Raw genomic sequence first — 19,623 nt, 5'->3', positions numbered from 1 at the left:
ACGATTTGCCCTATCCTACGTATCGTTGAACTGCGGCCAGGCGTCGCCCCAGACGACGTCGCGCGCCTCGCGGTAGGTCTCACCCTGGCGCTTGGAGACCGCACGGTCGGCCAGCCCGTCCTCGGCCGTGCACAGGCGCAGCGTCACCAGCCCCTTGCGCTTGAGGGGGTGGCGCAGGATCCGGCTCTCCGCTCGCGGCCATGGCCGGGCCGACGCCGCGACATAGGAGAACTTCTCGTCCTCGAAGCTCAGCGTGCCGTCCTTGATCCGCCGGTGCAGGGCGGTCCGGTTGAGGCGGACCGCGAAGTGACACCAGTCCTGGTCCGGGCGGATCGGGCACTCGCCGTCGTGCGGACAGGGGGCGACCAGGTGCAGGCCCGACTCCGCCAGCAGCCGCCGGGCCGCCGCGATCCGGGCGTAGCCGGCGGGCGTGCCGGGCTCGACGATCACCAGCATGGCCGCGCTGCGGGCCAGAGACCCGACCACGTCCTCCTGGACGGCGGGCGACAGCTCGCCGAGCACGTAGGACATCGTGACCAGGTCGGCCACCGGCGCGGGCGCGCTCCGGTCGACGAACGCCTGCTGCCAGCGCGCCTCCCGTACGGCCGCCGCGGGCGCGTGACCGGCCAGCCGCCGCCCGAAGGCGATGGCGGAGGGGGACTGCTCCAGGACGGTGACCGTGCGCAGCGACGGCCAGACCGCGCTCGAGGCCCACAGCGCGCTGCCCGTGCCGCCGCCCACGTCCACCTGCGTCTCCGGCGCGAAACCGGGGGCCAGCAGGGCGACCTGGCGCAGCGCCGCGCGCACGGCGCTGTAGGTCGCCGGCATGCGATATCCGGCGTACGCGGCGACCGCGACCTCCGAGCTCAGCGCGGGCACGCTCCGGTCGAAGCCCTCCCGATACTGCCGGATGAGCGTCTGCACGCTCCGCGTCAGCTCGGCCGTCGGGAAGCCGCCGAGCGACGCTTCCAGCGCGTCGTCCAGGTCATCAGGCAGGGTGGACACGGCGTTCATGATGCCCGGCTCCGCTCAGGCTGTCGAAGCGCCGAACCGCACGGTCACCGTGCAGGAGGCGCCCTCGTGACCGGCCGGCCCGCCGAACGTGAGCGTGAGCCGGGCGCCGGTCTCCGCGCGGTGCAGGAGCGGGTGGCCGCGCGTGACCCCGGCCACCGGGCGGTCCCACGTCACCGTCAGCCCGTCGAGGGCGCGCCGGGGGTCGGCCACCGTCACCGTGGCCGTGCCGTCGCCGAGGTCGCGCACGAGGACCGCGCACGGATCGGAGGCCGTCAGGCCGCCCGCCCGTCCCCCGGCCCGTCCGCCCGTCCAGAAGTTGACCGCGGTCACGCCCAGCGACGGGACCTCGATCCCCTGCTGCGCGGAGGTGTTGGCGAGCACCCGGGCCCAGCCCGGATCGGCGGCGCGGGCGGCGGTCTCCACCGGGCCCGACCCCGGCATCAGGTGGTAGACGTAACCGGCCGCGTCCGGGTCCACGCCGTGGTCCAGCCACAGTGTCGCGTAGGCCCGGGTGACCCCCGCGGCCGTGCGGTCCTCGCACAGCGTGCGCAGCGGCTGCCCGGCCGGCACGACGTAACCGCCGTGGCCGTCCAGGTGAGCCCATCCGGTGTCCACGGTGAGCCGGGCGCCGGTCCTGCGGTTGTCCACGACGGTCTCGACCGGCACGCCGTCGCGGCAGGTGATGCCGGCGCCGAGGCAGACCACGGCGTCGTCGAGGAAGAACCACGACTTGAACGCCTCCAGCGTGCTCTCCAGGCCGTAGAGGTGCTGGCCCACGGTGGCGTACACGCCGTCGGTCGCGCCGCCCACCCATTCGGCCGGCGGGCGGGTGTCGCCCCACTCGCCGCCCGCGCCGTCCGGAAGCCGCCGGGTGGAGACCGTCGTGCCCGGCAGCCGGTAGGGATCCACGGTGGGCCAGAAGGCGTCGGAGTACTGCTCGCCCTGTTCCTGCGCTGATGGGCCGGTGGTCCACCAGTAGAGCATTCCTGAGCCGGTGTGCCAGCCGCGCAGGTTCTCGCCGTTGCCGTACTCGTAGTGCGCGACGCGGGAGGAGGCCATGCTGACCGCCGCGCACCAGCCGGGTCTGCGGTGCACGGCGCGGGCGCTCATGGGGAACAGGCGGTGCCCGATGGGCTCGGCGGCGGCCGGGACGGTCGCGTCGCCCAGCACGGCCGACAGGCGCGCGTGGAACGCCAGGTCGCCTCCCTCGGCCGCCCCCTCAGCCGCTCGGAGCATCGGCTTCGCGGTGTCGCGCACGGCCCAGCCCTTGACCATGGCCCGCCAGCGGGCCCGGTCCGGGTCCGGAGCGGTCTCGGCCAGCAGCAGGACCGCCGCGGCGATCTCCCTGCCCCTCCTGTGGTCGCCGTACGGCCGCCTGTCGATGCCCCGTCCGCGGACGAGGTCCATGCAGGCGCCGTCATGGACGAAGGGCGCGAACGCCCGGTCCACCGCGTCGAGGACGGTGCGCGCCGCCGGGTCGGTGATCTCCCACGGCGTGCCGCGCAGCACGGCGAACAGCGTCGCGAGGCCGCTCAGCAGCACCGCGCCGTACCCGCCCTGGTAGGGGACGGAACCGTGCTGGATGAACGAGCCGTCGCGGTAGAAGCCGTCGCCCTCGGTGACGTGGAGGAACACCGGGGAGAGCGCGGAGGCCGCGAGCGCGGCACGACCGGGGTCGCTGCCGGCGATCGCCCGCAGCAGCGTCACCGTGCACAGATCGACCCGGTTCGCCCCGGTGCTGTTGCCCTCGTAGTCGTCGAGGCGGCTTTCCGGGACGAAGGTGTCCACCGCCTCGCACAGCGCCGCGACCTGCGTGTCCGTCAGGTGCGGAGCGGCCAGCACGGCCGCGTCGAGCAGCGCCCTCGGCGTCCCGATCTGCCAGTCCCACCAGTTGCCGGTCTGCTCGGCGTCCGCGGCGTACACGTGCCGCACGAAGTGCTCGACGCCCTCGCCGACGGCGGTGCCGAGGCCCGGCTCGGCCGTCAGCCCGGTGCCCGGCAGCGCGTACGCCCTGGCCATCGCCCGCAGCCGGGCCGGCGTCGCGTCGAGAGAGGGGAAGGGCAGGTCGGGCCAGAGCGACCGGCGCGCGGGCGTCATGGCGTCGCGGTGCCGCGCGGCCTTCGCGCCCAGCCGCGCCAGCCGGGTCCGGTACGGCTCCCGCTCCGGGTCGAACGTCCCCGGGTAGCCGAGGGTGACCTCCCGCCATCGGCGGCGGAGCGGGGTGAAGGTCCCGGTGTCGGCCGGACGGCGGGGTGCACAGGCCGCGGCCAGCGCGGCGAGCCCGCCGAGCTGGAGAAATAATCGCCGGGAAGGTCCTTTCACGCGTAGATTATCCGCGCGATCCCTCCCTTTCATCGATCTTCCACGCGCCTCTATGGGAGCGCTCCCAAATGACGTACCTTACTTCTGCCGTTGTCATCGGGAAAAGGAGCGCGTCGTGCGACGACTGTTACCCGTGGTGTCGTCCTGCCTGACCCTGCTGCTGCCGCTGACGGCCGCGCCGGCCGCCTCCGCGTCCAATGCGGCGTCGAAGTCGGAGTCCGCGTCGCACGGGCCGGGGACCTGCGCGAAGGGCGGCACGCTGTTCTGCGAGGACTTCCAGTCACTGCCGGTCGGCGGCGCGGCGAGCCTCAAATGGGGCGTCGACACCAAGCACGGCACGCTGACGGTGGAGCGCGGCGCCCGCGGACAGAAGATGCTGCACGTCCACACCGAGGGCAACGGCCGGGCGTTCCTCAAGGTGGACGACTTCGCCCCGCCCGGCAACGGCTTCTACGGGCGCCTGCGGCTGCGCGTCAAGGCGTTCCCCACCGCCCCCGACTGGGCCCACTACACACTGGTCGAGGCCACCGGCGCGGGTCCGGAGATCGTCCGGCCGCTCGGCGGTCAGTACGTCCCCACGCTGGGCAAAGACCTCTGGGGCGTCGGCGCGGACGGCGGCCCGACCGGCGACTGGACCAACTGGCGCGAGTCGGCCCCGTCGCTGGCGGACGTGTGGCAGTGCGTCGAGTGGCGGATGGACCCCGCCGACAACACGATCTCGCTCTGGTTCGACGGCGTGCCCAAGCCCGACCTCACCGTGTCCACCCGCGGCCACGGCGGCAACGACGTCGACTTCGTGTTCCCCCGCTTCGACACCGTCAAGATCGGCTGGCAGCTCTACCAGCCGAACCCCTCCCCCGCGGCGTACGACCTCTGGGTGGACGACATCGCCCTGAGCACCCAGCGCGTCGGCTGCGCCTGACGTCTCACGCGGCCTCCAGAGCGGCCTCTCAAGCGGCCTCGGCGCGGCTGTCCCGCGGACCGGTCAGCAGGCGCAGCGAGCCGACGGCCAGACCGGTGACGAGCACCACGTGGACGACCAGGTGGACGGCCATGAAGTAGGCGGCGAAGACCGGCCCCCGCTGCCGGCGGACGAACCCGACCAGCTCCGGATCGGCGAGGACGAACCCGGCGACGAACACGGCGGGAAGGGCGAGCAGAAGGGGGTGGAACAGCCCGAACGGCAGGCTCAGCACCACCAGCCCCAGGCCGGCCAGGGCGAGCGCGCAGGACAGGATGCCGGCCGGGCTGTTGGCGTGCTCCGGCTTGGCCGCACCGCGCCGGGTGGTGGTCAGCGCGAGCGGGATCAGCGGCAGGGCCCGCCGCCACTGCTCGGTCAGGATCGGCAGCAGGCGGCTGCCGTCGTCGTGACGGCCCACGACCGTGTCCGTCAGCACGATCCGGCTGCGTACGGCGAGCCTGCTGCTGTATTCGACGTCCTCACAGTCGCGCAGCCGCTCGTCGAGCCTGCCCACAGCGAGCAGCACGTCGCGGCGGACGGCGGCGAGGGCGAACACGACGCTGTTGACCTCCCCCAGGTGGCGGCGGCGCCAGTGCACCGCGTGGAGGATGCGATACCACTCGACCGGCCCGTCGTCGATCAGCGGCACGGTGTCGTAGACCCCGTGGACGCAGCCCACCTCGGGATCGTGCTCAAGGATCTCCATCGCGTTCGCGACGGCGTCGGGCCGCAGCGCCACGTCGGAGTCGAGGAAGAAGACGACCTCGCCCGTGGTGGCGTCGATCCCGGCGTTCCTGGCGGCGGACACGCCCCGGTTCTCCGGCAGGCGCACGACCCGGCAGCCCAGCTCCTCGGCGATCTCCGCCGAGCCGTCGGTGCTCGCGTCGTCGACCACGACGATCTCGCCGGGCACGCGGGTCTGCGCCAGCACCGACTCCAGGCACAGCCGCAGCGTCCTGGCCGCGTTGTAGCACGGCACGACCAGCGAGATCATCGCCCCGTCCCCTCCGCCGAGAGCACCCGCGCGTAGACGGCGAGCGTCTCCCCGGCGGCGCGGCTCCAGCTCAGCGTCTCCCGCACCAGCCGCTCGCCCCGCTCGGCCAGGGCGCGGCGCAGCCCGGGATCGGTCATGACCTCGATCACCCCGTCGGCGATGTCGCGGGGATCGGCCGCCCGCACGAACCGTACGGCGGGGCGCGCGGGGTCGCCGAGGAAGATCCGGGAGAAGCCGTCGCCCAGGATCACCGGCCGGGCCAGGGCCATCGCCTCGGTCGCCACCAGCCCGAACGGCTCGAAGAGCGAGGGGAACACGCAGGCGTCGGCCATCGCGTAGTACTCCAGCAGCGCCCGCCCGTCCACGAAACCGCCGGAGGTCAGCACCCGGCCGTCGAGCCCCGTCTCGGTGACGATCCGCGCGACGCCCGCCTCGTCGCCCTCCCCCACGAGCACCAGACGCAGCCCCGGCACGGCGGGCGCGATGTCGCGCATGGCCTCGAGGAGCGGGTAGATCCCCTTCTGCCGTTCGAGGCGGCCGACGAACAGCAGCACCGGGTCCTCCTCGGCGATGCCGAGCCTGGCGCGCAGGTCCGCCGCGCCGAGGCGCAGCTTGTCGCGGTCGAACGCGGGATCGGCGACCACCCGCTCGTACGTGCCGCCGAGGCGGACGACGTCGATCGGCGAGCGGTCCCAGCCCGCCTCCAGCAGTTGCTCGCGCACCTCCGGCGTGGCGACCACCACCCGCCGGGAGATCCGCGCCAGCCACCGCTCCAGCGCGGCGAAGAGGTTGAGCGGGTCGGTGATGCTGCGCTGCGGGGCGACGCCGTACTCGGTGGTGTGGACGTGGAACACGACCGGGAGCCGCAGCACGTAGTGGCACAGCAGGCCGCACAGGAAGTTCGTCGAGTCGTGCACGGCGACGAGGCCGGGCCGCCGGTCGGGGCGCAGCCGCCGCAGGAGCAGGAAGTAACGCCAGTTGCTCACCACGACGGTCAGTGCGAGCAGGAGGAACTCCAGGCCCCGCGTGCGGTTGAGCCGCCGGCGGCGCGCGATCGCGCCGAGCACGCGCCCGCGCGGCCGATACACGGTGACATCACCGATCCGCTCCCACACGGGCAGGCGGCCGTCGTTCAGCGTGAAGACCGCCATCTCGTGATCGCGGGCCAGATGCGGCGCGATCAGCTCGGCATACCGGCCGAGCCCCGCCGTGATATTGGGCGGGAACTGGTTGATGACGTGGGCGATCCTCACCCGCGCACCTCCATTGCAGGCCGGTAGAGCCGGGCGGAGACGGCCGTCACGACGGCCACGAGGACGACATTGCTCAGGGCGAAGGCCACCAGCCCGCCGGCCAGCCCCTGCCAGGCGATGAGCGCCGCCTGGCAGGCGAGCGCGAGCGGCGTCCCGGCCAGCAGGCAGCCGATGAGCACCTTCGCCCCCCGCACCCCGTCCATGGTCAGGGCGACCTGCTGGAGGTTGAAGACCGTGTGCGCGCCGATCCCGAGCGCCGACAGCGCCATCAGGCCCAGCGAGTACGGATACTCGCCCCCCATGAGCAGGAAGAACACCGTGCTCGCCGCGAACGAGAACACGACGGTCGCCGCGAACACCACCGGGGCGAGCCGGGCGATCCGCCGCATCACGGCGGGCTTGTCCGACGTCGCCAGGGTGGGCAGCAGCACCAGGCCGACGCCGTCGGTGAACACCACGCCGAGCAGCCGCTTGGGAAAGCCGTTGTAGACGGAGTAGACGCCGACGTCGGCCCGGGGCGCCCAGTGGTTGAGGAAGATCACGTCCACCCCGAACACCACCGCCGTGAGCGCGGCGATCGCGGTGACGTACGCGCCGTGCCGGTAGAGCGAGCGGGCCAGCGCCCACGACCAGGACCGGGGCACGACCTCGAACCCGGCGACGGAGACCAGGGCGAAGACCAGGTTGGTGCCGATCAGCGCGACCAGGTAGGGCTCGGCGTCCCGCACGCCGAAGACCAGCAGGCAGCACGCGGCGGCGCCCAGGTAGACGACGGCCACGGCGAGCTTGAGCCCGGCGACCAGGCGGAACCTCTTCAGCCCGCGCAGGAAGCTCTCGGTGAGCTGGTTGAGCGTCATCGACAGCGCCAGCGCCAGCGCGAAGGCGAGCGTGCGGGTGTCCACACCGAGCGCGGCGGTCAGCAGCGGAGCGGCCGCGAGACCCGCGATGAACACCACCGCGCCCAGCACGAGCGTGGCCAGCAGCGCCGTCGTCACGAGGGCGGGCCGCGCACCCGGCTCGGCCCGCGGCAGCTCCTGGAACATGACGTAGTTGAGGCTCGTCAGCATGCCGACGGTGACGATCAGCGCGATCGACAGGACGACAGTGAAGTGGCCGAACGCGGCGGCGCCCACCCCTCGTGCGATGACGAGCGTGGTCGCGGCGGCCGTGCCGCTGGCCACGGTGCTCACCAGCGTGGGTCCGGCGGCCCAGCGGTGGGCGGCCAGGAGCCCGGCCGCCCGGTCCGTCAGCGCGCCCACCGCAGGTGTGCCCGCCGGGCGAACTCGAGGTCGTCGGCCGTGTTGACGCCGCGCGCCTCATCGGGGTCGGTCACCGGCACCACCGTCAGCGGCCAGTTCCGCTCTGCCGACAGATAGGGCAGGAACGGCAGGAAGTTGACCTCTCCGGTGCGGGCGCCCGCGGCCGCCTCGCCCAGGTAACGCGTCCACTCCTCACGGAGCCCTTCGGTGTCCAGGCAGAAGACGCCGACGTCGCTGAGCCCGCCGGGGCGGCACTCGTCGCCCTCCCGCGACTGGCGCACCCGCAGCAGCGTCCCGTCGTCGTCCAGTTCGTACTCCACGTACGGGTCGGCCATCGGCACCAGCGGGAGCGTGAACCCCTTCTCGTGCGCTCCGGCGACACGGCCGACCGTGTCGGGGGACAGGCCCGCCTGGTCGCCCCAGACCACGAGGATCGCGCCGTAGGCCTCCCAGTGCGGTGCGGCACCGAAGATCGCGCCACCCATCCCGGTAGGCGTGTCCTGCACGCTCACCGAGACCGCGCCGGTCGCGATCCGGTCCGCCGCCAGCGCGCGGAACGGCCCCTCCCCCTCGGGAGACATCACCACGTGGACGTGCTCGACGTACGGCCGCAGCCGCTGGTGGAGCACGTGCCACACGGTGACGCCGTCGGCGATCTCCACCATGATCTTGGGGATGCCCAGGCCGAGGCGGGTGCCCCGCCCGGCCGCCGGGATCACCGCGCACAACCGTTCAGCCGGCACCGCCCACCTCCGCCAACAGGAGAGACACGATCTGTTCCAGGTCGCCCACGGCCACCGCCCCGGGAGCGGGCTCGGCCACGTGGACGTGCAGGGTCGCCAGGCCCGCGCCCACCGCCGACGCCACCCCGTGCGCGGAGTCCTCCAGCACCACGGCCGCGCCGGGATCGAGCCCCCAGTGCTCGCACGCGTACGCGTAGAAGGCCGGATCGGGCTTGCTCGCCGGGACGTCGTCGCTGGTGAGCACGCCACGGAAGTACGCGCCCAGCGAGCAGGCCGCCAGCACCCGCGCGACCGACGCCCGGCTGCCGCTGGTGACGAGGTAGGCGTCGCGGCCCCCCGCGACCAGGCGGCCGAGCAGCCGCCGCGCGCCGGGGAACACGGCCACCGCACCGGCCCGCTCGCGGTACAGCCGCTGCTTCAACCGGGCCAGCCGGTCCGCGTCCCCGGTGTCGCCCAGCAGGCGCACCGCCACCTCGCGGGTGCTCGCGCCGGCGTGGTCGGCGTACCGGAAGGACGCGCGCAGGTCGGGCGCGACCTCGTCGATGGCCTGCAGGAAGGCCGCCTCGTGGGCCGGGCAGGAGTCCACGAGCGTGCCGTCGAGGTCGAAGAGCCAGACGCGGCGGGCACACGCCTCCGCCAGGAACGCCGTCATTGGGCCCGCGCCAAGGCCGCCTCGTCCCTGATCGCGAGCAGGGCCTCGGCCGTACGCTCCGGGTGGTGCAGGCCCGGGCGGCCAGGGTGTTTCGGGTCGGCAGGGTGTTCCAGGTCGGCGGTGACCCAGCGGGCCCCCGCCCACTCTCCCCGGTCGAGCACGCCGTGAGGCACCGCGGGGGCGTCCGGCGCGGACGTGCGATGGCTCAGCACGTGGGTCACCAGCCGCCGCCCGTTGCGGGGGTCGCCGAGGTAGGCCAGCGTGCGGTCCACCAGGTCGGGCGCGCTCAGCCCCCGGATGTCGTGGTCGCTCCGGGTGTTGACGACGAACACCTTGGCCGCCGCCCGGCTCCGCGCGACGGCGTCGGCAACGCCCGGCGTGAGATAACTGGGCAGGAGCGAGGAGTGCGGGGTGCCGGGACCGTAGACGATGAGGTCGGCGTCGCGGATCGCCTCAAGCGCCCGCGGGCTCGGCGTCACCTCGGCGCGCTCGCGACCCAGGACCTCCCTGGTCCATGCGGGCGGCAGCGCCTCCAGTTCGGCCCGCCGCCGCGCGCCGAGCGGTTCGCGCAGCAGAAACAGATCAGTGATCACTCCGGGGCCCTGCGGCGCGACGATGTCGGCCTCGTCGGCCAGCAGACTGCCGTCCCGCCTGAGCGCGGCCAGGAAGGCGTTCTCCCCGTTGGTCACGTTGAGCAGCCGTACGGGCGAGCCGAACGTGCGCGCGCAGGCGTCGACGGCGGCGTTGAAGTCCCGGCCGAGCCGCAGGTAGGCCCCGGCGAACACGAGGTTGCCGAGCGCGCAGTCGGCGAGGTCGAGCCCGTGCGGGTACGCGGCGAGCCGCCGGGCGAACACGCGCAGGTCCGCCGTGACGGCCTCGCGGGCCGCCTCGGGCAGCGCGGCGAACGGGCCGCGCCGCGCGGCGATCGCCTCGATGACGGCGGTGAGCCCCGCGGGCGTCGTCCCGCCCGGCAGGCGCTGTTCGAGTACGGCCGCCGCCGCGGCCTGCGCCGGATCGGCGGGGTCGAGGTGGAGCAGGAGGTTCTTGCGGAAGTCCGACGGTCCGAGCATCCCGGGCAGATAGCGTCGCAGCGCGCCGGTGGACAGGCCGTTGTCGTAGCCGTTGACGACCAGCGACAGGCCGACGCCCGGAGTGCCCAGCATGCCCCTCGCGATGCCGGCCGCCCCGCGCCCGCCGCTGAACATCGTCACCGCGACGTTCATCGGATCCCCTCACGCGAGATCTCCTCACGAGCGGCCGGCCGGCGCAGGACGCCCCGGCGCAGCAGCCAGTGGCGGTAGCCGAGATAGGCGACGAACAGGGCCCGGTCGCGGGCGCCGCGCCAGTATCGCCAGCCGCGACCGCCGCCGCCGCGCTCCCGGTGCTCGATCGGGACCTCCACCCACGCGTGGCCCATCTCGGCGACCCGCGCGGTGATCTCGGTCGAGCAGTTCATCCCGCCCGACTCCAGCGGCAGCGACCGGAAGAGCGGGCCGTGCACCACCTTGAAGATCGAGTTGAAGTCGCGGTAGCGCGTGCGATGGAGCAGGTTGCTGACCGCGCCGCTGGCCGCCGACCCCCACCGGTAGGCCACGCCGTCGGCCTTCCTGATCCGGGCGCCGGAGAACGCCAGGGCCTCCCCGGCCTGAACGCGCGGCAGGACGCGGTCGAGGTTGGCGATCGGGAACTGGCCGTCCGAATCGAGCAGCACCACCCAGTCGAGCCGGGTGTGGGCGATCGCGGCGGCGATGGCAGCGCCCGCGCCCCGGTTGCGCTCGAACGTGACGACGACGAGCCGCGGGCACCGGGCCCGCAGGCCGGCCAGGATCTCGCCGGTCGCGTCACCGCTCCCGTCGTCGCAGACGACGATCTCCCAGTCGCCCACGGCCGGGGCGTTCTCCAGGTAGTCCTGCCATTCGCCCACCACCGCCGCGATGGTGTCCGCCTCGTTGTACGCGGGCGCGGCCACGGAGATGTTCACGGCGACGCTCACGGGTCACCCGCCCCCAGCAGGCGGCCGATCCAGCGGTCGAGGGGAAGCAGGTTGACCCCGACGATGATCGGGATGTGTACGAGCGCGAACACGATCGTCGCGCCGTACGAGATCGGTCCCCCGGTGAACAGGTTGATGTGCGGCGCGTCGATGACCTCGGGGATCTCGACCGGGTTGACCACGAACCACATGAGGTCGAGGAAACCGGAGAACACGATGAGGATCCCGCTCAACATGATCTTCAGGCAGCGTCCCGGGGTGCCCCCGCCGATGCGGTACGCGGCGGCGACCGTGAGCACGATGCCCGGATAGAGCAGGAGATAGAGGTGCGTATAGAAGCTGTCGCCCTGGGCCCGCGCGCCGTCGCCGTAGTAGAACCAGCTGATCCGCGGGATGAGATAGCCGGTGAAGAAGACGAACGGGACGTAGAGCAGCCAGTTCAACCGCGGCGACACCCAGGGGAAGACCGCGATCGCCACGCACAGGCAGGCGAACGCGACCAGCTTGGCCACCAGCTCCCAGGGTGAGCCGATCTCCCTGGCGTGCGGCGTGGCCAGCCACACGAAGGCGAAACCGAGCGCCCCGACGGCCAGGGCCATCCACCACAGGTGGGGCGCCCAGGGGCGGGAGCCGGCGCGGACGACGTCCGCCGGAACATCTCCGTCGAGATGCGGCCGGGACGGAGGACTTTTGCCGAATGCCGTCATGAAGACGCGGCACCTTCCTTCCAACGTGCCCTGCGGGCAGGCGTGCCGGATGGCGCTGCGGAGAATGCAGCCGGGAGCGCGGGAGCGCTCCCACGCATTATGTCATTCTGATCCGGAAATCCGTCCGCAATATCAGATATTGGGCATCAGGCATCGACATTAGGGGCATATGCGCAGGTCAGCAGTGGTCCCAGGCAGGAAAATTGTACTGGCGGGTAGTTGAATCTCGCGCTATCGCCGCCATTTCATTGCATTACGGACAATGTCAATCGCGTTTGCGGGCCCATGTCAATTTTGGACCGGTCCTATTTCGCCCAGCCGCAATCGGAAATCGTTTCCCGGGCCAGCCGGCCCAGAAGGACGTCGAGGTGCTGCACCCGGCCCGGCAACGGGGTCGTGCCGTCCCACCAGCCGATCGCGGCGATCTCGGCGTTGGGCACGAACCCGCCGTGCGGTCCGGGGACGCGGAGGGCGTACACGGCTGCGTACTCCATCCGCCGCTCGGCTCCCAGCACGAACCGGGCGTATCCGGCGAAGGTCAGGTCTTCCGCCCGCAGCCCGGACTCCTCGCGCAGCTCCCGTACGGCCGCCTGGCGGGGCGTCTCCCCGGGATCGATCAGGCCGCCCGGCAGCTCCCAGCACTGCCGGTAGCGGTTGAAGACCAGGAGCAACCGGTCCAGGTGCGCGAGCCGGTGCCAGGCCGCGACCAGCGCGAGCGGCGTCGGGGCGTCGGAGAACACCGCCTGCTCCGCCACCCGGTGGAACGCGGTCAGCTCGTTGCCCGCCTCGTCCGCCGCCATCGCGCCGGTCACGGCCACTCCTCACGCCGGGGGAGACGGCGCCCTCAGGAGGCGAAGGCGGCCAGTCCTATGGTCTGCAGCATGGCCGAGTCGCCCTTGGTGGTCGAGCCCACCGAGACGACGAGCCTGCGCTTGAGGTCACGGGTGGCGAACACGCCGGTGCTGTAGCCATACCGGCCGCCGGTCTTGCCGTAGATCGTCACGCCGCCAGGCAGGGTCGTCGCCGACAGGCCCATCGTGTACGTCGCCGGCTTGTCGTCGGACGGGTCGTCGTTCCCGTCGTACATCGGCACGCCCTCGGGCAGCGTGAACATCTTGTCCAGCAGCGCGGGCTTCAGCAGCCTGCCGCCGTACAGCGCGACCATGAACCGGTCGAGGTTTTCGGTGGTCGAGATCATCTCTCCGGCCGCCCAGGGCATCGTCTGGCTCATCTCCGTGACGTTCACCAGCTTGCCGTCGACCGCCATGTAGCCCTGGGCGTGCGGGCCGGGGATCCGCACGTCCTCGCCCGGGATCGTGGTGTGCCGCAGGCCGAGCGGGCGGATGATCCGCGCGCGCACCGCGTCGCCGTACGGCCGCCCGGTGACCTTCTCGATCAGCATGCCGAGGACGATGGTGTTGGTGTTGAGGTAGTGCTGCTTCGTCCCCGGCGTGAACTCCATCGGGTTCTTCCCCACCCCGTCCATCCATCGCTGGGGCGTCCACTTGTCGAACCGGTGGTCGAGGATCCACTGGTCGTCGTGGGGCAGGGTCGGGCTGGGCAGGCCGCTCGTGTGGTTCAGCAACTGGGCGACCGTCACCGGCGGGTAGCTCGCGGGCAGCAGACCGGGCAGGTAGTGCTGCACCGTGCCGTCGAGGTCGAGCTTCCCCTCGCCCACGAGCTGGAGCGCCACGGTGGCGGTGAACATCTTGGTCACGCTGCCGATCCGGAACCGGGCGTCGTCCGGCACCCGGCCGCCCTTGTCGACGTCGCGCACGCCGGACGAGCCGGTCCAGGAGCCCGCCTCGCCCCGCACCCGGACCAGGGAGTAGGTCGCCTGGCCGTTCGGCAGGCCGGAGATGGATTCACACAGCGCCGCGGCGTTGAGCGCGGGCAGCGACGTCCGCTCCGACGGCCGGGTGGCGGCCGAGCACTTCGCGGCGGGAGCCGCGGCGGCCAGAGCGGGGGCGGCCAGAGCCCAGGTGGGCAGCGCGGCGGCGAGGGCGAGGGCGGCGATCCGGGTGAACATATCTCATGCTCCTTGACGGGGATCTCGTTTGGGGACGACCCCATCGTTTCTGGACGGACCCCTCGCGGAGATCGCCGACATCGGCGATCTTCCTTCTCCCCCGCGCGGGGGATTCAGCTCCCGGGAAGGATGAGCCCCGACTCGTAGGCGCGGATCACCGCCTGCACCCGGTCGCGCAGGCCCAGCTTGGACAGCACGTTGCTGACGTGCGTCTTCACCGTGTGCTCGCTGACGACGAGGCGTTCGGCGATCTCCGCGTTTGACAGCCCCCGGCCGAGTAGTTCCAGCGTCTCCCGCTCGCGGGCGGTCAGCGCGTCGAGGCCGGTCGGCTCCAGGCGACGCGTCCCCCTGCTCACCATGTCGCTGATCAGGCGGCGGGTGACCGAGGGCGCGAGCAGCGACTCCCCCGCCGCGACGACGCGTACGGCGTGCACGAGGTCGTCGCGTCGCACGTCCTTCAGTAGGAAGCCACTGGCCCCCGCGTGCAGGGCGTCGTAGACGTAGTCGTCCTGGTCGAACGTGGTCAGCATGACCACCTTGCAGCCGGTCTCGGCCGCGATGACGCCCGCGGCCTCGATGCCGTCCATGTGCGGCATCCGGATGTCGAGGAGCACGACGTCGGGCCGCAGCGCCAGCACGGCCTCGACGGCGGCCCGGCCGTCGCCCGCCTCGCCGACGACCTCGATGTCCGGCTGCGCGTCGAGGATCATCGCGAACCCGCCGCGGACGAGTTCCTGGTCGTCGGCCACCACTACCCTGATCCTCGGTTTGATCACCGGGCCACCGCCGTCGCCACCAGCGGGAGCCGTACGCGGACCCGGAAGCCGGTGCCGTCCGGCCCCGGGCCGAAGGCGGCCTGACCGCCGCAGGCGGCGGCCCGTTCCCTGATGCCGATCAGTCCATTGCCTCCGCCCGCCGGGTTCGGCGTTCCCGGTCCGCGTCCGTCGTCGGTGACAGTGATCACGAGAGCGTCGTCCTCCCAGTCGACCGCCACGGTCGCCGACGCGGCCCGGGCGTGCTTGACGATGTTGGTGAGCGATTCCTGGACGACCCGGTAGGCCGCGACGTCGAGGTCTGGAGGGACCGGCCGCGGCCGCCCCCGCACGGTGAGCGTCGTGCGCGGCCCGGTCGCGGAGACCGCGGCGACCAGGTTGGGCAGCCTGCCGAGGGTCGGCTGCGGGTCCCGGGACGCCTCGGTCTCCTTGAGGACTCCGAGCATCCGCCTGAGCTGCGCCATCGCGTCCCGGCCCGCCGCCGCGATCGCGTCGAAGGTCTTCTCGGCCCGGTCGGGGTCGCTGCGCACGACCACCGGGCCCGCTTCGGCCTGCACGACCATCAGGCTGACCGCGTGCGCGAGGATGTCGTGCATGTCGCGGGCGATCCTGGCCCGCTCCCGCTCCGCCGCCCGGGCCTCCAGCTCGGCGGCGTACGCCTGCCGGATCGCGGCGGCCCGGCCGACGGCGTACGCGCCGGCCCACAGGACCACGCCGCGCGCCGTGGTGACGGGCCCGGTCTGGATGAGGAAGCCCAGGCCGACGAACGCCCCCGACAGGTAACGGCGCACGGGCGGGCTCTTCTCCGCGACCGTGTACATCGCGACGAGCGAGCCGTACCAGATGGGCTGCGCGGGCTGGACCGGGTCGTACAACGCGTACCAGCCCATGGAGGCGGCGACGACGACGTGGCAGGTGACGGGCGCGAGGCGCCGCCACAACAGGGGGATCGAGGCCCCGAGCACCGGCAGATACTCGGCGACGGTCCAGGGCGGGCGGCCCGGACCGGGCTGGGTGAAGAGGAAGGGCGCGGACTGCCCGGCGAGCACCGCCAGCACGAGGGCCGCGTCCACGACGGGCGGGGGCAGGCTCCGTAACCGGCGCCGCAATCGGCTCTGCAATCGGGTCTTCAGGGACGAGAGTGACACAACGCCTCAGTATCGCCAGCCCGGGGGATCGGCGGATCGCCCGTACGAGCGATCCCGCGACGGCGATGAACGTTTCATCGAATCTTGTCGCCGACCCGTTAACCGGTTAATTTGTTTGGTCAATTGACGAACTAAATGGAAACTCGTTTCCGGGAGGATCGCACCAATGAGCCAACCCCCCGGCGGCCCCCTGACCAGCCGCCGCGGATTCCTCGGGATGGTCGGCGCGGGCGCGCTCGCCGCCGCCGGCCTCACCGGCTGCGCGGCCAAGAAGGAAGTGTCCAAGGGCACCGCCGTCGCCGCCGACAAGCTCAAGGGCCTCGTGCCCACCCGCGTGCCGTTCCAGGTGACCGGCCTGACGCCCGACCTGCCGGGCAGCGAATTCGTCGAACCCGGCTTCCTGACCAGGCCGGGCACGATGGTCCAGGCCGTCACCGCCAAGCCGATCACCAGCGGCACGGAGGTGAAGGCGATGACCCCGCTGTGGGGCACCGTCCCTCCCGGCCTCGGCGAGAACTCCTACTACGACGCCGTCAACGAGCGGCTCGGCGGGGTCGTCCGGTTCAACATCTCCGACGGCAACACCTACGTCGACAAGCTGAACACCCTGCTCGCCAGCGGCGACGTCCCCGAGATGATCCAGATCCCGGGCTGGAACATCGACTCCATCGCCCACTTCACCGAGGCGGCCAACAAGCTCTTCGCCGACCTGTCGCCCTATCTGGCCGGCGACAAGGCCAAGGAGTTCCCGCTGCTGGCCAACTACGACACCGCCGCGTGGACGTACGGCGTGTTCGGCGGCGTGCTCCAGGGCATCCCGTGGCAGAACGCGCCCTACCCGTTCGCCACGATCGCCCGCCAGGACATCATCGACGAGCTCGGCCTGTCCGCGCCCAAGAGCGCCGACGACCTGCTCGCGCTGGGCAAGGAGCTGACCAACCCGAAGAAGAAGCGCTGGGCGTTCGGCGGCATGGACCAGGAGGTCCAGCGGGCGTTCGGCGCCCCGCGCGAGTGGCGCAAGCAGCCCGACGGCACGCTCATCTACAAGTACGAGACGCCGGAGTTCCTGCAGTCCATCGAGCTCATGACCAAGCTGTTCGACGCCGGATACGTCCACCCCGACGTCGTGGCGAACCAGTTCGCCGACCACAAGGAGCCCTTCGGCACCGGGCAGCTCGTCATGTACAAGGACGGGCTCGGCGCGATCCACGAAATCCTCGGCCGCTACCTGCCCAGCACCCCGAAGATCGACGTGCGGGCCGTGGACCCCTACCCGGCCCATCCGGGCGGCAAGGTCATCGTGTGGCGCAACGAGCCCGCCGGCATGTTCTGCTTCATCAGGAAGGGCCTCGGCGACGCCCGCACCCGCGAGTTGCTCGGCATCGCCAACTGGTGCTCCGCGCCGTACGGCACGCAGGAGTACGACCTGATCAACAACGGCGTCGAGGGCAAGCACTTCACGCTGAAGGACGGGCAGGTCCAGCAGACCGCGCTCGGCCGCAAGGAGGTCGCCCCGACGTACCTGTTCCTGTCCGGACGGCCCGGCGCGATCACCGAGAACCAGTATCCCGGCTACGTCGAGGCCTACCACGGCTGGGAGCAGACGGCCTCGCGATACCTGGAGAACGACCCGTTCGTCGGCGTCCGGGTCGAAAGACCGTCCAAGATGGCCGGGCTGACCCAGCCGACCGAGGACAAGATGAACGAGATCTTCCGCGGCAAGCGGCCGGTCTCGGAGTGGGCACAGATCGTCAAGGACTGGCAGGAGCAGGGCGGCAACGAGGCCCGCGAGTTCTACATGAAGGTCGCCAGGGAGAACGGGCGGCTGTGAGTGCCGACGCGGACACGAGGAGCGCGACGGAGGTCCGGCCCGGGGCGACCCAGGCCGGACCGGCCGTCGGCGCGCAGAAGGACACGCGGCGGGACTCCTTCGCGGCGCGGCTGCGCCGGGACTGGCCGCTGCTGGTCATGGCCATGCCGATGCTGGTGATCGTCACCGCCTTCTGGTGGGTCCCCGCGCTGGGGAACGTCATCGCCTTCCAGGACTACAACCCGTTCAGCGGCGGCATCCTGGGCAGCCCGATCATCGGTTTCACCAACTTCGCCCAGCTGTTCGGCGACCCGCAGTTCATCCGGGCGGTGGTGAACACGGTCGGTATCACCGCGTTCCAGCTCGTCTTCTACTTCCCGGTGCCGATCGCGCTCGCGCTGCTGCTCAACAGCGTGGTCTCCGGGCGGCTGCGGGCCTTCATCCAGGGCGTCGTCTACCTGCCCCACTTCTTCTCGTGGGTGCTGGTGGTCGCGATCTTCCAGCAGATGTTCGGCGGCGCCGGCCTCATCGCGCAGATCCTGCGCGACCACGGGCACGCGGGCATCGACTGGATGACCAACTCCGACACGTTCATCCTGCTCGTGACCGCGGAGACGGTCTGGAAGGACGCCGGCTGGGGCACGATCGTGTTCCTCGCCGCGCTCAGCACGATCGACCCCAACCTGTACGAGGCCGCCGCGGTCGACGGGGCCCGCCGGTGGCGCCGGATGTGGCACATCACGCTGCCGGGCCTGCGGCCGGTCATCGTGCTGCTGCTGATCCTGCGGCTCGGCGACGCGCTCAACGTCGGCTTCGAGCAGTTCATGCTGCAGCGCGGCGCGGTCGGCAGCAAGGTGTCGGAGGTCTTCGACACCTTCGTCTACTGGTCCGGCCTGCGCACGGGCGACTTCGGGTATGGCGCGGCGGCCGGGCTGTTCAAGGGCCTGGTCGGGCTCGCGCTCATCCTGGTGGCCAACCGGGTGGCGCACGCCCTGGGCGAGCGGGGGGTGTATTCGCGATCATGAGCAAGACGAAGGTGTCCGGGCTCGCGCCCTGGGAGGAGCCGGGATCGGCCGCGGGCCGGATCGGCAAGGGCGGCGTGCTGGCGCTCATCGCGCTCGCCGTGCTGCTGCCGCTCTACACGATCGTGCTGACCAGCCTGTCGTCCGCCGACACGGTGAACCGGGCCGGCGGCCTGGTGCTGGTGCCGGACGGCATCACGTTCGACGCGTACCGCCAGATCTTCTCCGACAGCGTGGTCAGCCGCGCGGTGCTGGTCAGCACCGGCGTCACCGTCGCGGGCACCGCGGTCAGCCTCGGCGTGAGCGTCCTCGGGGCGTACGCGCTGTCGCGGCCGGGGACGCTGTTCCACCGGCCGATCCTGTTCTGCGTGCTGCTGATGTTCGTGTTCTTCCCCGGCCTGATCCCGACCTACCTGATGGTGGCCTCGCTCGGGCTGAAGGACTCGTACTGGTCGCTGATCCTGCCGTCGGCCGTGTCGGCGTTCAACGTCGTCGTGCTGCGCGCGTTCTTCATGAACATCCCGCGCGAGCTGCTCGACAGCGCCCGCATCGACGGCGCCGGGGAGTTCCGCATCCTGTGGCGGATCGTGCTGCCGCTGTCGAAGGCGGTCACGGCGGTCATCGGCCTGTTCTACGCGGTCGGCTACTGGAACGCGTGGTTCAACGCCATGCTGTTCATCGACGACACCCGCAAGTGGCCGCTCGCGCTGATCCTGCGGTCGTACGTCGTGGACTCCAACCCCCTGCCCACGGCCACCGTCGGCGTCAACGGCTTCGGCCACGTCGCGCCGCCGACCCTTGCGATCAAGATGGCCATCGTCGCCATCGCCGTGCTGCCCGCCCTGATCATCTATCCGTTCGTGCAGCGTCACTTCACCAAGGGCGTCATCATCGGCGCCATCAAGGGCTGACCCCCTTCCCCCGGACGCTCCACCCCACGGAC

The 19,623-nt window shown here is 71.9% G+C and carries 18 protein-coding genes; 4 read left to right on the top strand and 14 right to left on the bottom strand.

Features of this window, described 5'->3' with window-relative positions:
- Positions 1-15: 15 nt before the first annotated feature.
- On the bottom strand, positions 16-1,005 hold the full coding sequence (locus FH610_RS17935; protein WP_240809035.1) for a small ribosomal subunit Rsm22 family protein: 990 nt from the start codon (positions 1,003-1,005) through the stop codon (positions 16-18).
- Positions 1,006-1,029: 24 nt separating this feature from the next.
- Complete coding sequence (locus FH610_RS17930; RefSeq protein ID WP_205825846.1) at positions 1,030-3,336, bottom strand: polysaccharide lyase 8 family protein; 2,307 nt, start codon at positions 3,334-3,336, stop codon at positions 1,030-1,032.
- Between the two features lie 115 nt (positions 3,337-3,451).
- Here FH610_RS17930 and FH610_RS17925 point away from each other — a divergent pair, with 115 nt between their 5' ends.
- Entirely contained in the window at positions 3,452-4,258 is an 807-nt protein-coding gene (locus tag FH610_RS17925; protein ID WP_205825845.1) for a hypothetical protein, read from the top strand.
- Positions 4,259-4,286: 28 nt separating this feature from the next.
- Here the strand turns inward: FH610_RS17925 and FH610_RS17920 are convergent, their stop codons facing one another.
- From FH610_RS17920 to FH610_RS17865, 12 genes are all read right to left on the bottom strand, one after another.
- Complete coding sequence (locus tag FH610_RS17920; protein WP_139575582.1) at positions 4,287-5,291, bottom strand: glycosyltransferase family 2 protein; 1,005 nt, start codon at positions 5,289-5,291, stop codon at positions 4,287-4,289.
- Positions 5,288-6,544: a glycosyltransferase family 4 protein gene (locus FH610_RS17915; protein ID WP_139575581.1), complete on the bottom strand. Its 1,257-nt coding sequence runs from the start codon at positions 6,542-6,544 to the stop codon at positions 5,288-5,290. The genes FH610_RS17920 and FH610_RS17915 overlap by 4 nt, the downstream gene beginning before the upstream one ends.
- Positions 6,541-7,803 carry a lipopolysaccharide biosynthesis protein gene (locus FH610_RS17910; protein WP_205825844.1) on the bottom strand — a complete coding sequence of 421 codons (1,263 nt, stop codon included), beginning with the start codon at positions 7,801-7,803 and terminating at the stop codon, positions 6,541-6,543. The genes FH610_RS17915 and FH610_RS17910 overlap by 4 nt, the downstream gene beginning before the upstream one ends.
- Complete coding sequence (locus FH610_RS17905; protein WP_240809034.1) at positions 7,791-8,546, bottom strand: NTP transferase domain-containing protein; 756 nt, start codon at positions 8,544-8,546, stop codon at positions 7,791-7,793. The genes FH610_RS17910 and FH610_RS17905 overlap by 13 nt, the downstream gene beginning before the upstream one ends.
- Positions 8,536-9,198 (bottom strand): HAD family hydrolase, encoded by a 663-nt coding sequence (locus FH610_RS17900; protein ID WP_139575580.1) that lies wholly within the window; start codon positions 9,196-9,198, stop codon positions 8,536-8,538. The genes FH610_RS17905 and FH610_RS17900 overlap by 11 nt, the downstream gene beginning before the upstream one ends.
- Positions 9,195-10,421, bottom strand: coding sequence for a 2-phospho-L-lactate transferase CofD family protein (locus tag FH610_RS17895; RefSeq protein WP_139575579.1), 1,227 nt, complete (start codon positions 10,419-10,421; stop codon positions 9,195-9,197). Before FH610_RS17895 ends, FH610_RS17900 begins: the two co-directional genes overlap by 4 nt.
- Complete coding sequence (locus FH610_RS17890) at positions 10,418-11,191, bottom strand: glycosyltransferase family 2 protein (protein ID WP_139575578.1); 774 nt, start codon at positions 11,189-11,191, stop codon at positions 10,418-10,420. Before FH610_RS17890 ends, FH610_RS17895 begins: the two co-directional genes overlap by 4 nt.
- Positions 11,188-11,898, bottom strand: coding sequence for a hypothetical protein (locus FH610_RS17885; protein ID WP_240809033.1), 711 nt, complete (start codon positions 11,896-11,898; stop codon positions 11,188-11,190). Before FH610_RS17885 ends, FH610_RS17890 begins: the two co-directional genes overlap by 4 nt.
- A 305-nt stretch (positions 11,899-12,203) precedes the next feature.
- Complete coding sequence (locus FH610_RS17880) at positions 12,204-12,710, bottom strand: NUDIX hydrolase (protein ID WP_205825843.1); 507 nt, start codon at positions 12,708-12,710, stop codon at positions 12,204-12,206.
- Positions 12,711-12,742: 32 nt separating this feature from the next.
- Complete coding sequence (locus FH610_RS17875) at positions 12,743-13,927, bottom strand: serine hydrolase domain-containing protein (RefSeq protein ID WP_139575577.1); 1,185 nt, start codon at positions 13,925-13,927, stop codon at positions 12,743-12,745.
- Between the two features lie 113 nt (positions 13,928-14,040).
- Complete coding sequence (locus FH610_RS17870; RefSeq protein ID WP_276607688.1) at positions 14,041-14,688, bottom strand: response regulator; 648 nt, start codon at positions 14,686-14,688, stop codon at positions 14,041-14,043.
- A gap of 11 nt (positions 14,689-14,699) precedes the next feature.
- Positions 14,700-15,773, bottom strand: a complete 1,074-nt coding sequence (locus tag FH610_RS17865; RefSeq protein WP_240809032.1) for a sensor histidine kinase — start codon at positions 15,771-15,773, stop codon at positions 14,700-14,702.
- Positions 15,774-16,014: 241 nt separating this feature from the next.
- On the opposite strand from FH610_RS17865, the gene FH610_RS17860 reads away from it, so the two are divergent.
- The 3 genes from FH610_RS17860 to FH610_RS17850 are packed head-to-tail and all read left to right on the top strand — an operon-like array spanning position 16,015 to position 19,591.
- Positions 16,015-17,679 (top strand): extracellular solute-binding protein, encoded by a 1,665-nt coding sequence (locus FH610_RS17860; protein WP_139575575.1) that lies wholly within the window; start codon positions 16,015-16,017, stop codon positions 17,677-17,679.
- Positions 17,676-18,683, top strand: coding sequence for an ABC transporter permease (locus tag FH610_RS17855; RefSeq protein ID WP_240809031.1), 1,008 nt, complete (start codon positions 17,676-17,678; stop codon positions 18,681-18,683). The genes FH610_RS17860 and FH610_RS17855 overlap by 4 nt, the downstream gene beginning before the upstream one ends.
- Positions 18,680-19,591, top strand: coding sequence for a carbohydrate ABC transporter permease (locus FH610_RS17850; RefSeq protein WP_139575574.1), 912 nt, complete (start codon positions 18,680-18,682; stop codon positions 19,589-19,591). The genes FH610_RS17855 and FH610_RS17850 overlap by 4 nt, the downstream gene beginning before the upstream one ends.
- The last annotated feature ends 32 nt before the right edge of the window (positions 19,592-19,623 follow it).

Source organism: Microbispora catharanthi (assembly GCF_006334915.2).
GTDB classification, from domain to species: domain Bacteria; phylum Actinomycetota; class Actinomycetes; order Streptosporangiales; family Streptosporangiaceae; genus Microbispora; species Microbispora catharanthi.
Note: the sequence above shows the minus strand (reverse complement) of the source record. Positions and strands in the feature narration are given on the sequence as shown.

Excerpts from the sequence above, each read along its gene's own strand:
- FH610_RS17860 (WP_139575575.1), top strand. The coding sequence starts at position 16,015 with ATGAGCCAACCCCCCGGCGGCCCCCTGACCAGCCGCCGCGGATTCCTC.
- FH610_RS17875 (WP_139575577.1), bottom strand. The coding sequence starts at position 13,927 with ATGTTCACCCGGATCGCCGCCCTCGCCCTCGCCGCCGCGCTGCCCACC.
- FH610_RS17900 (WP_139575580.1), bottom strand. The coding sequence starts at position 9,198 with ATGACGGCGTTCCTGGCGGAGGCGTGTGCCCGCCGCGTCTGGCTCTTC.
- FH610_RS17895 (WP_139575579.1), bottom strand. The coding sequence starts at position 10,421 with ATGAACGTCGCGGTGACGATGTTCAGCGGCGGGCGCGGGGCGGCCGGC.
- FH610_RS17885 (WP_240809033.1), bottom strand. The coding sequence starts at position 11,898 with ATGACGGCATTCGGCAAAAGTCCTCCGTCCCGGCCGCATCTCGACGGA.
- FH610_RS17920 (WP_139575582.1), bottom strand. The coding sequence starts at position 5,291 with ATGATCTCGCTGGTCGTGCCGTGCTACAACGCGGCCAGGACGCTGCGG.
- FH610_RS17850 (WP_139575574.1), top strand. The coding sequence starts at position 18,680 with ATGAGCAAGACGAAGGTGTCCGGGCTCGCGCCCTGGGAGGAGCCGGGA.